Here is a 14028-nt window from a genome sequence, read left to right on the forward strand (position 1 = left end):
AATTATAAACCCAACCGCTCGAGGAACTTCTTGTCGCTGCGCCAGCCCGGCGTGACCTTTACCTTCAGATCGAGGTAAATCTTGGTTCCCAGGAGGCGCTCGACGTCGCGGCGGGCCTCGGTGCCGATCTTCTTGATGGTCTTACCGCCCTTGCCGAGCACGATCATGCGCTGGGTGCCCCGCTCGACGTGGATGATGGCGTAGACGACCGTGACGTTCTCCTTGCGCTCTACCTCGTCCACCTCGACCATAACCGCGTGCGGGACCTCCTCCCGAAGCGCGTTTAGGGCCTTCTCCCTTATGTACTCGGCCAGGATCAGGGACTCCGGGTAGTCGGTCACCATCCCCTCGGGAAAGTACCGGGGTCCCGGCGGCAGGAGCCCGACGACGGACTCCATCAGGGCGTCCACGTTCGTTCCCTCCGAGGCGCTGATCTGGAAGATCTCCCGCCAGTCGCCGAGCTCTGAGAGGGCCTGGACGATGGGCAGGGCCCGGGTCGGTTTTTCGAGGAGGTCGATCTTGTTGAGGCAGACCATCGCGGGCGTCCCGCTGTCGGCGACGAGGCGGGCCACGTAGCGGTCGCCGGTGCCGAGGCCTTCGGCCGCCTGGGGCGCGTCCACCAGGAAGAGGACGATATCGGATTCGGAGAGGCTGTCTATCACCTGATCCTGCATGCGGGCGCGCAGGGTGTCTCTGGGCTTCTGCGAGCCCGGGGTGTCGACGAAGATCGCCTGGTAGTTCTTGCCGTTGCGGACGCCCCGGATCGGGCTGCGGGTGGTCTGCGGACGGGGGGAGGTGATCGAGACCTTCTCCCCGACCAGCCGGTTTACCAGCGTGCTCTTCCCCACGTTCGGCCTGCCAACGACCGCTATGAAACCGCTCTTGAGGCCGTTCCGGGAGGCCCCGTCCACGCCCTTCACAGGTGTTCCGGACCGAAGGAGTTGGGCAGGATCTCCTCGAACGGGTAACGCCGGAGGCCGGAGGCATTCTCCACCACTACTTCCTCGCAGCCGAACTCTCGCAGGAACTGGCGGCACGCGCCGCAGGGGAAGCAGGGGGCGACGTTGGGGCTGAATACCGCGACGGACTTTATGCGCCTGTCCTCACCATCGGCCGAGACCATGGTGGTGGCCGCGTTTCGCTCGGCGCAGATGGAGAGGCCGTAGGAGGCGTTCTCGACGTTGCAGCCCGCGTGCACGGCGCCGCCCTCCGTCAGGATCGCGGCGCCCACCAGGAAGCGGCTGTAGGGCGCGTAGGCCCGTTCGGCGGCCTCGCGGGCCGCGCGCATCAAAGAGTCCACGCTGGGGCTCCTCTCCGTCATAAGAATTGGAAGATGGACACGGTAAGGAGGGCGCCGATGGCCGCGCCCGCCACCACCTGGTAGAAGCTGTGGATGCCGCTCTCGACGCGGCTCTGGCAGACGAGGAGGGCCATCAGGAGCGAGATCAGGGACACCAGCCCCGCGTACCGCCCCCCGGCGGCTATGAAGCTGGCGGCGACCCACCCTGCGAAAGCGACGGCCGCGTGCCCCGACGGCATCCCCCCGTAGAACGAGTTGGGCGAGCGCGTCAGCGCCTTGCCGAGCACCACCACCAGGACCACGACGCCTAAAGAGACGAGGGTCAGATGCCCGGGCCAGCGCCGGATGCTGTTGAGCGTCTCCAGGGAGAGGGGCCCGAGGTCGTCGGCCAGGACCAGGTATCCCACCAGCAACGCACCGACGCTGGAGACGAGGACCGCCCCCGCGGAGACGTCCTTGGCGAGCTTGGCGAGCGGGTGGTACTCGGTCGTAACGAGGTCCACGACGAACTCCAGGGCGGTGTTGAACATCTCCGTTACGAAGACCACGAGGATGGTGAGAACGAGCACGGCGAGCTCCAGCTCGCTCACGCCGACCAGCAGGCTGAGGACCAGGACGCCCACCGCCGCGACCACGTGGAAGCGCATGTTGCGCTGGGTCCGAACCGCCGAGACGACCCCGCGATAGGCGTGCTCGAAGCTGCGGCCAACGCCCTGCTGTCCCTTGAGCGGCTTCCTGGCCTCCTTAACCACGAGTCTCGTCCATCACGGCCCGTTGCGTTCGGGCCATCTCGCTCCCGTCGAAATCCTCGCCGTGGTCCATCCCGGCGAGGTGCAGGGCACCGTGGACCACAAGTTCCTCGATATCCATGTCGGCGCAATCGGGGCAGATCACGACCTCCCCCGCCATCTCCCCGTATGGGCCGTCTACCTCGAAAGAGAGCACGTCGGTCTCCCTGTCCTTGCCCCTGAACCTGTGGTTGAGGTCCCGGATCGTCTCGGGTTCTACGAGGACCACGGAAGCCTCGCCCGCGCGTTCGAGGTTCAATCCCCTGCTCTCGAAGGCCGCCGCGAAGAGTTCTGTGGCTCGTGCGGCGGAGAGTCGGCCGTACCCCACCTCGTCGAGCAACTCGACGGTGAAGGGGGTGGGTCGCGCGCCGCTCAGGTGGTCTCCTTCCGGACGCCTTTTGCCCGGTCGGGCTTCTCTACTCCCTTGCGGGGGGTGGGCTTGCCGTTTGCGGCCTTGCCGTTACGGGAGTCCCCGTTTGCCCCGGGGTACTCGATGCGGGGTCCGAGAAAGCCGATGAGGGCTTCGAGGACCGCCTCTCCGACCTCGTGGATCTCGCGCATCGTCAGGTCGCACTCGTCGAACTGGCCGTCGTCGAGCTTGCGGTTGATGGTGTCGGTGACTATATCCTCGATGCGTTTGGGGGTCGGCTTCGCGAGGGACTTCACCGTCGCCTGCACGGAGTCGGCGAGCATCACGATGCCGGCCTCCTTGCTCTTGGGCAGGCCGCCCGAGTACCGGAAGTCGGCCTCGTTCACCTTGTCGCCGTCGATCTCTATGGCCTTGCGGTAGAAGTACTCGATGCGGGTCGAGCCGTGGTGCTGGGAAATGATGTCCAGGATCTCCTGCGGCAGGCCCCAGGCGCGGCCTATCTCCAGGCCGTCCTTGACGTGGCGCCGGATCACCTTCGCGGACAAGGTCGGCGATAGGGCGTCGTGGGGGTTGAGCTGGCCGATCTGGTTCTCGATAAAGTACGCCGGGTGCTCCATCTTCCCGATGTCGTGGTAGTAGGCGCCCACGCGGGCCAGAAGTGCGTTCGCGCCGATCCTCTCGGCCGCGTTCTCGGCGAGCGTACCGACCTCCATGGAGTGGGTGAACGTGCCGGGAGCTTTTTGCAGGAGCTTGTGAATGAGGGTGTTGCTCGTGTTAGAGAACTCGAGCAACTTCATGGGGGTCAATATGTTGAAAGCGTCTTCGAGCAGCGGCAGCAGCACCATGGCGAGCATGAGCGAGAGCAGCCCGCTCCCGAGGCCGAGCACGCCCTGCCAGGCCGCATCGGCGAAATTGGCGCCCCCGATCAGGCCGACGGCGAAGGTAACGACGCCCGTGACCAGCGCGATGACGAGCCCGGCCTTGAGCAAACGCTGGCGCGAGTCGACCCGCACGACCGTATAGATGGCGAAGCCGGACGAGAGGAGCAGCGAGATCGTGAGGAGAAAGTCGTTGCCCCCCATCACCCCTATGTTGATGGACGTAACGACCACCATCAGGAACATCAGGCGCGGGCCAAGGAGCAGGGTGCCTATGACCGAGAGGCCTGCCAGGGGGGTCAGGTACTCGTTGAAGTTCAACTCCGTGAAGAACCGGGCAAGCGCCGTGAAAAGAATGGTGAGTGAGGCGGCCAGTGCTATCCGGATCGCGGTGTTGGTCTTGAGGATGCGGCGTCCGAACCGCTCCAGGAAGTACCAGGCGATCCCGAGCTCTATCGCCACCACCATCGCCACGCCAAGCAGCACGGTCAACGGGTTGGGGTCCTGGAGCAGGCCCTCTATCCGCTCGAAGTTGCCGCTCTCTATGATGCCTTCGGGGACGCTCCGCTCGATAGGCTCGCTGGAGCCGAGCCCGATCAGGGCGGTCAGGGAGAGCCAGGTGACGAGCGTCAACCCGGCGTAGAGCCGCAGGGTCGGGAGCCGTTCCATCCACTCGCGGAGACGTTCGAAGCGCGTGGGAGGACGATGCAGGTCGTCCACACGAGAACCCAAAGCCGGGTTCGGTATGCCTTTTTTGAGCTTCATGCTCGCTCCCGCGCCGGCCTCTACGCCCCGTCGCCCTGTTCGGCCCCCTCGTAAGCGTCCACTATACGCATCACGAGGTCGCTGCGCACTATGTCGTCCCTCTGCAACCCCACGAAAGAGACGCCCTCGACCCCGGTCAAAGCCCTCCTCGCATCGTCCAAACCGCTAACGCGGCCCTTCGGGAGGTCCACCTGAGTCCGGTCGCCGGTAACCACCATCTTCGAGCCGAACCCGAGCCGCGTCAGGAACATCTTCATCTGCTGGGGTGAGGTGTTCTGTGCCTCGTCCAGGATTATGAACGCATCATTCAGAGTACGGCCCCTCATGAAAGCCAGCGGCGCGATCTCGATTATACCCCTCTCGAGATGGCCCTGGAACTGGGCCGGGTCGACCATCTCGTAGAGCGCGTCGTAGAGCGGGCGGAAGTACGGGTCGACCTTCGCCATCATGTCCCCCGGCAAGAACCCGAGCGACTCGCCCGCCTCGACCGCGGGCCTGGTCAGTATGATCCTGGAGACCTCTCCCCTGTTCAAAGCCTCGACCGCGAGCGCGACGGCCAGATACGTCTTGCCCGTCCCCGCAGGACCGATGCCGAATACGACCTGGTGGTTGCGGATCGCATCGGTATAAGCCTTCTGATTACGGGTCTTCGGCGCAACCCGGCGGCCCCGATGCGTCAGGATCACGTCCCCGAGCACCTCGCGCCCGCCCCCCCCATCGGCCATCTTGTAGAGCCTCTCTGCGGTCTCGGGCGTGGGGTTGTGCCCCTCCTCCGCGAGCCCCACGAGCCCGTCGAAGACGGCCTCGGCCCGCTCCACGGCCACTTCCCCTCCGCGCAGCAGGATCTCGTTCCCCCGCACGACGACCTCGCACTGCACGAGCTCCTCGACCCGCCTCAAAACGGAATCCCGCTCCCCGAAGACGTCGAGCATCCGCCCGGGCGGGATGACGAGCTTGGCTTCTACCTGGCTGCTTGTTCTCGTGTCCGTCGTGACTCCTTTTTAGCCATCAGCTTTCAGCGGTCAGCATTCAGCTAACCACCCTCCACGTGTTGCTCCGCACTCGGCCCGACAACGACTCTCGTCCCGCTCGATCTTCTCCGAATGGCGACCATCGTTGTGCTGAAGGCTGAAAGCTGACCGCTGAAAGCCCTCATTGCAACCTCTGCTTTACCAGCGCTGAGAGCTCCCGGCCCTCTGCCCGGCCCCCTGATAGCTGCGTCGCCTTTCCCATTACCTTGCCCATGTCGCGCATTCCCTTAGCACCCGTCTCCTGGATCGCCTCGTCCACTATGGCCTCTAGCTCTTCTTGGGAGAGGGGCTGGGGAAGGTAGGCGCGGACCACTTCGGCTTCGGCCGCTTCGGAGGCCGCCTGCTCTTCGCGTCCGGCCTTGCGGAAGGCCTCGGCCGACTCTTCCCTTTGTTTTAGCTGGCGTCTGAGGATCGTCTGTTCTTCCGCCTCTTCCAGGGGACGGCCGGCTTCGATCTGGCCGTTCTTGAGCGCGGCGCCCAGCATTCGAAGGGCGCCCAGGCGGGCCTTGTCCCGCTGCTTCATGGCGGTCTTGGTGTCCTGTTGGATGCTCTCCGCGATGCTCAAGGCATGCCCAGCTTTCTGCCGCCGAGGACGTGCAGGTGGAGGTGGAAGACCTCCTGCCCGGCGTCGGGGCCGTTGTTGATCCTGACGGCGTATCCGCTCTGGTCTACCCCGAGCTTGCCCGCGACCTCGCTCGATACCTCCAACAGCCGCTTCGCGACGCTGTCCGGCAAATCGGCCATCGCTTCCAGGTTAGGCACGTGGCTCCTCGGGATCACGAGGACGTGGGTCGGCGCCTGGCCGTTTATGTCTTTGAAAGCCACGATGTCTTCTTCCTCGTGGACCATCTCGGCGTCGATCTCCCCGCCGGCTATCTTGCAAAAGATGCAGTCCGGATCTACCAATATCACACCCCTCCTCTCACCCTGACTCGTCTCTCCAACGCCGCCCGCGCCCGCGAAACGGCCACGATTCCCGCCGTCTCGCTCCTGAGCCGCCGCGACCCGAGCCGCGCCACGGCCAGCCCCGCCCGCTTCGCGGCCTCCAACTCCGACCCGGCCCATCCACCCTCGGGACCCACGAAGAGCCTTACGCCCGGCTCCACCGCGTCTTCGACGTCTCCTATCCCGGGCACATTGTGCAACAAAACGCCACTCTCCCCCGCCTCCCGGACGGCAGCCTCGAAGGCCACGGGCTCAGACACCTCCGGCACGCCCGAACCGAGCGACTGCCTGGCGGCGGCCTCAGCGACCCGCCGCCACCGATTCACTTTACCCTCGCGCGGGCTGACGACCCCGCGCTCGGTGAGCAGCGGCACGATGCCCGTCGCCCCGACCTCGGTCGCCTTCTCCACGACGAGGTCCATCCTCCCCCCCTTTGGGACGGCCTGGTACAGGTACACCTCGACCTCGTCGCCCGCGACTTCCAACTCCTCGACGACCTCCGCCCTCCGCCCTCCCGCGAGCTCCGCCAGAAAGAGGCGCCCATCGGCGGAGATTTCGACGAGGTCGCCTTCGCGTCCCCGCAGCACTTTGAGGACGTGCCGCGCTTCGCCTTCGGGAAGTTCCAGCGTGGTGCCGACCGCCGGGGCGAGGGGGAGAAAGACGCGCGTGATGGGCGTTGGCGTGGTTGCCTCCCCTACCTGAAGACGCCCCTGAGGCGGTCGAAGAAGGACCCGCCACCACCGTTGTAGGTCTCCTCGCCGCTCGTCTCCTCGAACCTCTCCAGAAGATCCCGCTGCTCCGCGGTGAGCCGCGTGGGGACCATGACGTCGACGAGCACCTTGAGGTCCCCGCGCCCCCTGCCCCTTATCCGCGGCATCCCCTCGCCCCTGAGCTTCAGGGTCGCCCCCGGCTGCGTGCCGGCCTCGACCCTCACCGTCGTGGGGCCGTCCAGGGTCGGGACCTCGACCTCCGTGCCCAGGGCGGCGTGGACGAAGGAGACCTGGAGGCGGTGGATCAGATCCTCCCCGTCCCGCACGAGCTCAGGATCTTCCTTGACGTTGACCCTGACGTACAGGTCTCCCGGAGCGCCCCCGGGCTCACCCGCGTGGCCCCCGCCGGAGACGCGCAGGCGCATCCCGGTTTCGATTCCCTGGGGGATGCGCAGCCGGCGCGTCTGCAGGTCGGAGACGCGACCGCCGCCGCGGCAGTTTTCGCAGGTGACGTCGATGATCCTGCCCCGGCCCCCACACGCCGAACACGCCTGCGTGCTGACCATCTGCCCGAGGATGCTCTGGCGCACCGTCCTCACGGCCCCCGCCCCGCCGCACGTTCCGCACGTGTGGGACTCCGTCCCGCCAACCCCGTCGCAGACCTCGCAGTTCTTGACGATCTGAACGTTGACCTCACGGTCAGCTCCGTAGGCGGCCTCCCGCAGCGAGACCTCGACCTCGACCTCCGCGTCAGCGCCACGGCTCGGGGTTCTGGCGGACTGTCCGCCGAAGAAGGAGCCGCCCCCGAAGCTGTCGCCGAAAAAGGCCTCGAAGATGTCCTGGACGCCGCCGAAGGGGTCTCCCCCGCCGGGGTAGCCGTTCCCGCCGCGGGGGACCTGGTGGCCGTAGGTGTCGTAGGCCCGGCGGGCTTCGGCGTTTGAGAGGACCTCGTAGGCCTCGGTCAACTCCTTGAAGCGTTCCTCGGCGCCCGGGTCTTCCGGGTTGGCGTCGGGGTGGTGGGAGCGGGCGAGGCGGCGGTAGGCCTTCTTGACCTCCGTCTCAGACGCCTCCCGGGACACGCCCAGCACCTCGTAGTAGTCGCGCTTCGTCGGCAACTCTAAAAACCGTCGCTCAGGCGGTTGGTGAGGGTCTCAGCGGCGGAGCGGACCGTCGCGATGGCCGAGTCGTAGTCCATTCGCTTGGGCCCGATCAGGCTCACCACCCCGTAGGGTTTCTCGTGCTGACCGTAGGCGGCCGCGACGAGGCTCGTGCCCACGAGGTTGTAAACGGCGTTCTCTGCCCCGATGGAGACCACGACGCCGCTGCTCGAGACCGAGCGGCGCAGGGCGTCTCCCATCAGGCCGAGCAGCCAGCGCCGGCGCTCGAAGATCTCGACGACGGCCGCGAGGCTCGCGGGGTCCATCTCGTCCAGCCTGGCCAGAAGCGTCGAAGCCCCGCGCACGAAGACGCCGCGCTCCGTGACCCGTCCGAGCCCCTCGACGGCCTGAAGCACGGCCTCGACGACGAGGGGGTTGTGGTCCGAGAGGGCCTTGCGGGCGGCCTTGGCGAGCTCGAAGTCGCCGCCGACGGGGCGGCCCCCGATCCAGGAGTTCAACGCCGAGAACATCTCCCGCAGCTCGCCCTCCTCGACCGGCCTCGGCAGCACGACGGTCGTGCTGGAGGAGGCGCCGCTGCCCATCGAGACGACGAGTAGAAGCGTCCCCCCGGGAAGCGCCACGTAGTCCGCCCGCGAGAGCGAGTCGCCGAGCGCGCTCGGACCGGCAACGACGGCCAGCAGCCTCGTAACCTCGCTCATGTCCTCCGAGACGCCGTTGAGCAACTCGTCCAGGTTCCCGAAACCCCGCCGCGTGAGAAACGAGACGGCCTCGCCCGGCTCCGCCGACGGGTCGGCGGCCATCAGGGCGTCGACGTAATAGCGGTAGCCGGCGTCGGTCGGGACGCGGCCGGCCGAGGTGTGAGGGTGGGTAAGAAGTCCCACGGACTCGAGGTAGGAGAGCTCGGACCTTATCGTGGAGCTGGAGGCTTCGACCTCATCGGCCAGCGAATGGCTGCCCACGGGTAGGCCCGTGGAGATGTAGAGCTCCAGGGTCTTGAGGAGTATTTCCCTCTGCCGGTCGGAGATTTCGGGATGCCTCATAACGGAGGAAATTTTAACACGGGCGCGGGCTCATCCCACGAAGAGCGGTCAGCCATCAGCTCTTTTCTTGGGTTGGCGAAATAGTCCGGGGGTTCGGTATCCATGCGTTGCGTTTCAAGATGGCGTGGAGAAGTTGTCCTGATCGGTCTCGCACGGCCGCCTCCGGATTTTGGCTGAAAGCTGACGGCTGATGGCTGACCGCTTCAAATACGCAGCGCGGCGAGGAATGCCTCTTGCGGAATCTCCACGCTGCCGACCTGCTTCATGCGGCGTTTGCCCTTCTTCTGCTGCTCGAGGAGCTTCTTTTTGCGCGAGATGTCACCGCCGTAGCACTTGGCGGTAACGTCCTTGCGGTAGGCGCGGACCGTCTCGCGGGCGATGATCCTGCGCCCGACCGCAGCCTGGACCGGGACCTCGAAGTTCTGGCGCGGGATGAGTTCCTTGAGCTTCTCTACGAGCGCCCTCCCGCGGTGGTAGGCCTTGTCGCGGTGGACGATGATCGAGAGCGCCTCGACCGGGTCACCGGAGACCAGCACCTCGACCTTGACCAGGTCCGCGGCCTCGTAGCCCAGACGGTCGTAGTCGTAGGAGGCGTAGCCCTTCGTGCGGCTCTTCAGGGCGTCGAAGAAGTCCGTTATGACCTCGCCGAGCGGCATGTCGTAGGTGAGCTGGACCCTTTTGGGGGAGAGGTACTCCATGCCGACCGACGTACCGCGCTTCTCGTGGCAGAGGCCCATCACGGCGCCGACGTGCTCCTTCGGGCAGATGATGGTGGCGCGGACCATGGGCTCCCGGATCTCGTCGAAGTCCTCGGGCAGGTCGCTCGGGTTCGTAACCTCGATCGTCTCGCCGTTCGTCTCGACCTCGTACTTCACGCTCGGGGAGGAGGCTATGAGGTCGAGCCCGAACTCCCGCTCCAGCCTCTCCTGCACGATCTCCATGTGAAGAAGCCCGAGGAACCCGGACCTGAACCCGAAACCCATGCGGGAGTTCTCGGGCTCGTAGAAGAGCGAGGCGTCGTTTAGCTGGAGCTTGGAGAGCGCGTCGCGCAGCCGCTCGAACTCGTCCCCCACCGTCGGGTAGAGGCCGCAGAAGACGGTCGGCAGGACCTCGGCGTAACCGGGCAGCGGCTCTTGAGCGGGGTCCTTGGTCCTCGTTACCGTGTCGCCGACTCGGAGGGCCTCTATGTCTTTCAAACCGGCGATTATGTAACCCACCTCGCCAGGCCTGAGCGTCGGCAGGGCCGTCGGCTTGGGCGAGTAGCAACCCACCTCGAGCAGTTCGAACTCCTCCTCGCTGCCCATAGCCTGGACCGTGTCGCCCTTGCTCAGCTCGCCGTCGAAGAGGCGGGCGAGGGAGACGACGCCCCTGTAGGGGTCGTAGTAGGAGTCGAAGACGAGGGCCCGGGTCTGCTCTCCGCTCGTGGCCGGCGGAGGGACCTTATCGACGATCGTGTTGAGGACTTCCAGGACGCCCTCGCCTGTCTTGGCCGAGATCTTCAGGATCTCGCCCTCGTCGACGCCGAGAAGCTCCACCAGCTCTTCTGTCGCGGCCGGCACGTCGGCGACGGGCAGGTCTATCTTGTTGAGGACCGGGATGATCTCCAGGTCCTGCTCCATCGCCAGGTACAGGTTCGCCAGCGTCTGGGCCTGTATGCCCTGGCTCGCGTCCACAACCAAGAGGGCGCCCTCGCAGGCGGCTATGGCCCGGGAGACCTCGTAGGTGAAGTCCACGTGACCAGGGGTGTCTATGAGGTTGAGCATCCAGTCGCCGTCTTCGCGCTTGTGGAGGAGGCGGACGGCCTGGGCCTTGATGGTTATGCCTCGTTCGCGTTCGAGCTCCATCGTGTCCAGGATCTGGTCCATACGATCCCGCTCGGCGACGGCCTCGGTTAGGTCGAGCATCCTGTCGGCGAGGGTGCTCTTGCCGTGGTCGATGTGCGCGATTATGCAGAAGTTTCGGGTGCGTTCGATGTTTTTCACCGCCAAAGTCTACCATGATTGCCCCCTTGCTCCGCGTGTGTTACATTCTCACGGTTAAGCTAGTTTCACACGGAGGAGCAGCGTGCCCGCACCATCCAAGCGCGACAAACAGAGCGTCAAGCGTTTCGAGCAGAAGCGCGGCGAGAGGACCCGTCTAAGGAACCTCTCCAAGAACTTCTACAAGGCCGTTGAGTCGGGCGACGCGGAGACCGCGCGGCGGTTGCGCGACGAGTCTCAAAAGGCCTTCTCCCGGGCGGCGACCAAGGGGATCATCCACCCCAACAAGGCGTCGCGCAAGATCGGGCGCTTCGACAGGGCGCTCGCCGGCCACGGCGAGTAACCGGCCGTCAGACCCCCCAAAGCTCGCGGAGGTGGTCCCCTGGGGCCGATCCCGCGCAGAGTACGTAAAGATGTTCGCCATCACGGCCCCGGACACCCGGGGCCGTATCCTCGACTGCGGCGCGGGCCCCGCCTCGTTCAACGCCGAGGCCACCGCGGAGGGCCACCGGGTCGTCTCCTGTGACCCGCTCTACCGCTTCTCAGCCGACCAGATCCGCACCAGCGTAGAAGAGGCTTCCGTCACCCTTCTCGCCAACGTCGAGGAGAACACGAACCGGTTCGTCTGGGACCGGATGGGATCTCTGGACAGGTTGCGGGAGATTCGGCTGGGCGCGATGGACCGTTTTCTCGAGGATCTCCCCACGGGGCTCGAACAGGGTCGCTACCGGGAGGACGCGCTTCCCCACCTCGACTTTGCCGACGGCGAGTTCGACCTTGCCCTCTGCTCCCACCTGCTGTTCCTGTATTCGGACACCTTTTCGACGGGTTTTCACCTGGCGGCGATAAGGGAGATGTGCCGCGTGTCCGGTGAGACGAGGGTCTTTCCGCTTCTCGGGGCCTACGGGGAGCCGTCCCCACACCTCGACCCCGTGATCCGGCACCTGCGAAAGCTCGGCTACCGGGTCGAGAGACGAAAAGTTCCCTACGAGTTCTTGCGCGGCGCAAACGAGATGCTGGCGGTGACCCGCCTCTGATGCTGGGAGAGTCCGTTCTGGCATGATCTACGCTGGCGGGGACGCCGCTGCCGGCACCAGAGGTCCGAAGTCCGCGGCCAGCTTTGGGCGCCGGGAAGATCTGAACTCGGTAACCTCGGCGTCAACCCACTCCGCCCCGTGGAAGCGGGCGACGCTCACGCGGTGGTGGCCGTCCTGGACGAAATAGTCCCCGTCGATGCCGTAGAGGCTGACCGGCGGCAACTCCTCGCCGCTGCGGTAGGCGCGGTCGATCCGCTTCCACCTGTCCGGCGAGGCCCCACGGAGCGGCATGAAAGTGTCGTCGAACTGCTCGTGCTTGCCGGCGCTGCCGACGATCCTGGAGACCTCTACCGTTCTCCTCCCCCGCCGAAAGCCGCCGGACGCCCGCGCCGATCGCCGCTCTTCGTCGAACGAAAGGAGCGTGCCCGGGCCGGGGAGGCCGCCCAGACGCCTCCACAGGCCGTGCAGGCGGGCCCTGCGCCTGGCCGTGGCGAACTCCCTGTCCACCTGCTCCGAAAGGCTCATCAACTCGACCATCGCCGCCACCCACCACGCACGATTCTTACCGCTTGTAGTCTACCGCACAACAGATTTCGGAGCCTTGAGGAATATCCCGGTCGGAGGTGAACTACCGGCCCAACCTCTTCACCATATTGACGCTCGTGATCTCGTATCCGACCTTCTCGTAGAGCGCCCGGGCGCCGGGGTTATGGCCGAAGACTTGCAGCCCGACCCTGTCGCCGCCTAATTTGGTCGCCCTGTCCTCGACCGCCCGCAGGGCTTGCGTGGCGTAGCCCTTGCGGCGGAAGCCCTCGTAAACTTCGATGTCGTAGATCCAGGCGGACCTGCCGACGCCAGAATCGAGGATGGCGATCCAGACGACCCCGACCTCCTGCCCCGCAAGATCATCCCACAGCAACAACAGGTAGTGACCTTCGGTCTCCGTTCCGTCGGGCAGCAGGCCGCCCACGTCGGCGGCCGACCGTCGCGGCGCCTCTTCGGGGGACCACGCCCCGGCCCTGACTTTGTCCCGCGCGTACTCGAGTACCAGCCGGTCTCGGTAAGCGGGGAAGCGCTCCGGGGGCATCTCCTTTAGCTCGATCACCCGCCCATCTCCTCGTGCCGGATCTAGGCCGGAGAACCGGAGAGCCTGAGTACGGCGAGCTCGACCTGAAGCGCTTCGCCGAGATTGCTTCCGCCCTTGAGCCCGCTCTCCAGCTCCAGCACCGTGGCGAGGGCGCGTTCGAGGTCTCGCTCGTCCAGCTTGCGGGATTGCTCCGAGAGCTTGCGGGCGACGAACGGGGGAACCTTGAGCTCGCGGGCGACCTCTGGCTGGGGCACGCCGCGCTCGAAGAGGGCTCGGGCCCGGGCCACCAGCCGGAACTGACGCCTGACCATGAACGTTAACCGGAGCGGCGGCTCACCCGTGCCGACGAGCGCCTCGAGTAGCTCCACGGCCCGGCCCCGCTGACCGGCGGCGAGCGCGTCGACGAAGGCGAAGATGTTCGACTGTACGTCGGGAGGGCAGAGCTTCTCGACGTCATCCAGGGTGGCCGTGCCGTCACCAACGTAGAGCGCGAGCTTCTCGGCCTCCCGCACCAGCCGCATCTTGTCCCCCGAAACGCGGTTGGTGAGTTCCTCGGCCACGTCCTCGGGCAGGTCCAGGCCGAGCTTCTTCGCGTGCCCCACGAGCCACTTGACGAGCGCCCTGCCGGTCGGCTGCTGAAAGTCGTGGACCTCGCCGCCCTTCTTGGCCGCCGAGAGCAGCCTCTCTCGCGCGCCGAGCTTCTTTCCGAGGAGGAGGAGATCCGAGCCCTCGGGCGGGTCTTGAAGGTAGTCCACGACCAACGCCTTCTGGGCGGCGTTCCAGGCGTCGAGGTTCTTGACCACCACGAAGGGCCCCTCGCCGAACAGATCGAACGAGTTGCAGGCGGAGATGACGGTTTGGGGGGAGGCGGAGGACGCGTCGAAGCCTTCGACCGCCCGACCCCGGCGCAGCTTCTCCACGCCGCGCGCCTTGCGCTCCTCATCGTCGCCGAGCAACAGGTACACGCCCACGGAAGGTAT

17 protein-coding genes are annotated in these 14028 nt (G+C 66.1%); 2 read left to right on the top strand and 15 right to left on the bottom strand.

All coding sequences use genetic code 11. From position 1 onward, the window contains the following. Nucleotides 1–2 precede the first annotated feature (2 nt). From era to lepA, 12 genes are all read right to left on the bottom strand, one after another. The gene (gene era / locus GBA63_RS11015; protein WP_228282097.1) at nucleotides 3–920 is read right to left on the bottom strand and encodes a GTPase Era; all 918 of its coding nucleotides are present in this window, start codon (nucleotides 918–920) and stop codon (nucleotides 3–5) included. Beyond that, nucleotides 917–1321 (bottom strand): cytidine deaminase, encoded by a 405-nt coding sequence (locus GBA63_RS11020; RefSeq protein WP_166176047.1) that lies wholly within the window; start codon nucleotides 1319–1321, stop codon nucleotides 917–919. Before GBA63_RS11020 ends, era begins: the two co-directional genes overlap by 4 nt. Then, on the bottom strand, nucleotides 1318–2052 hold the full coding sequence (locus tag GBA63_RS11025; protein WP_166176049.1) for a diacylglycerol kinase: 735 nt from the start codon (nucleotides 2050–2052) through the stop codon (nucleotides 1318–1320). The genes GBA63_RS11020 and GBA63_RS11025 overlap by 4 nt, the downstream gene beginning before the upstream one ends. Next, entirely contained in the window at nucleotides 2045–2347 is a 303-nt protein-coding gene (ybeY, locus tag GBA63_RS11030) for an rRNA maturation RNase YbeY (RefSeq protein WP_166176051.1), read from the bottom strand. Before ybeY ends, GBA63_RS11025 begins: the two co-directional genes overlap by 8 nt. A gap of 113 nt (nucleotides 2348–2460) precedes the next feature. After that, a complete protein-coding gene (locus tag GBA63_RS11035) occupies nucleotides 2461–4101 on the bottom strand; it encodes an HD family phosphohydrolase (RefSeq protein WP_166176053.1) in 1641 nt (546 codons plus the stop codon). Between the two features lie 20 nt (nucleotides 4102–4121). Further along, on the bottom strand, nucleotides 4122–5000 hold the full coding sequence (locus GBA63_RS11040) for a PhoH family protein (RefSeq protein ID WP_228282098.1): 879 nt from the start codon (nucleotides 4998–5000) through the stop codon (nucleotides 4122–4124). A 253-nt stretch (nucleotides 5001–5253) separates the two neighbouring features. Then, nucleotides 5254–5697 carry a GatB/YqeY domain-containing protein gene (locus GBA63_RS11045; protein ID WP_166176057.1) on the bottom strand — a complete coding sequence of 148 codons (444 nt, stop codon included), beginning with the start codon at nucleotides 5695–5697 and terminating at the stop codon, nucleotides 5254–5256. Beyond that, the gene (locus GBA63_RS11050) at nucleotides 5694–6044 is read right to left on the bottom strand and encodes a histidine triad nucleotide-binding protein (protein WP_407690816.1); all 351 of its coding nucleotides are present in this window, start codon (nucleotides 6042–6044) and stop codon (nucleotides 5694–5696) included. The genes GBA63_RS11045 and GBA63_RS11050 overlap by 4 nt, the downstream gene beginning before the upstream one ends. Next, entirely contained in the window at nucleotides 6041–6748 is a 708-nt protein-coding gene (locus tag GBA63_RS11055; RefSeq protein ID WP_166180077.1) for an RsmE family RNA methyltransferase, read from the bottom strand. The genes GBA63_RS11050 and GBA63_RS11055 overlap by 4 nt, the downstream gene beginning before the upstream one ends. Nucleotides 6749–6771: 23 nt before the next feature. Further along, on the bottom strand, nucleotides 6772–7902 hold the full coding sequence (gene dnaJ, locus GBA63_RS11060; RefSeq protein ID WP_166176061.1) for a molecular chaperone DnaJ: 1131 nt from the start codon (nucleotides 7900–7902) through the stop codon (nucleotides 6772–6774). A 2-nt stretch (nucleotides 7903–7904) separates the two neighbouring features. After that, the gene (hrcA, locus tag GBA63_RS11065; protein WP_166176063.1) at nucleotides 7905–8945 is read right to left on the bottom strand and encodes a heat-inducible transcriptional repressor HrcA; all 1041 of its coding nucleotides are present in this window, start codon (nucleotides 8943–8945) and stop codon (nucleotides 7905–7907) included. A gap of 203 nt (nucleotides 8946–9148) precedes the next feature. Then, on the bottom strand, nucleotides 9149–10933 hold the full coding sequence (lepA, locus tag GBA63_RS11070) for a translation elongation factor 4 (RefSeq protein ID WP_166176065.1): 1785 nt from the start codon (nucleotides 10931–10933) through the stop codon (nucleotides 9149–9151). A 76-nt stretch (nucleotides 10934–11009) separates the two neighbouring features. Here lepA and rpsT point away from each other — a divergent pair, with 76 nt between their 5' ends. Further along, entirely contained in the window at nucleotides 11010–11267 is a 258-nt protein-coding gene (gene rpsT, locus GBA63_RS11075) for a 30S ribosomal protein S20 (protein ID WP_166176067.1), read from the top strand. A gap of 31 nt (nucleotides 11268–11298) precedes the next feature. Next, a complete protein-coding gene (locus GBA63_RS11080; RefSeq protein ID WP_207956719.1) occupies nucleotides 11299–11961 on the top strand; it encodes a class I SAM-dependent methyltransferase in 663 nt (220 codons plus the stop codon). Nucleotides 11962–11988: 27 nt separating this feature from the next. Here GBA63_RS11080 and GBA63_RS11085 read toward each other — a convergent pair whose 3' ends face one another. The 3 genes from GBA63_RS11085 to holA form a co-directional block, all read right to left on the bottom strand. After that, nucleotides 11989–12507, bottom strand: coding sequence for a hypothetical protein (locus GBA63_RS11085; protein WP_166176069.1), 519 nt, complete (start codon nucleotides 12505–12507; stop codon nucleotides 11989–11991). An 82-nt stretch (nucleotides 12508–12589) separates the two neighbouring features. Continuing rightward, nucleotides 12590–13066: a GNAT family N-acetyltransferase gene (locus GBA63_RS11090; protein WP_166176071.1), complete on the bottom strand. Its 477-nt coding sequence runs from the start codon at nucleotides 13064–13066 to the stop codon at nucleotides 12590–12592. 23 nt (nucleotides 13067–13089) lie between these two features. After that, nucleotides 13090–14019 (bottom strand): DNA polymerase III subunit delta, encoded by a 930-nt coding sequence (gene holA / locus GBA63_RS11095; protein WP_166176073.1) that lies wholly within the window; start codon nucleotides 14017–14019, stop codon nucleotides 13090–13092. Between the last annotated feature and the right edge of the window lie 9 nt (nucleotides 14020–14028).

This window comes from Rubrobacter tropicus (genome assembly GCF_011492945.1).
Classification (GTDB): domain Bacteria; phylum Actinomycetota; class Rubrobacteria; order Rubrobacterales; family Rubrobacteraceae; genus Rubrobacter_D; species Rubrobacter_D tropicus.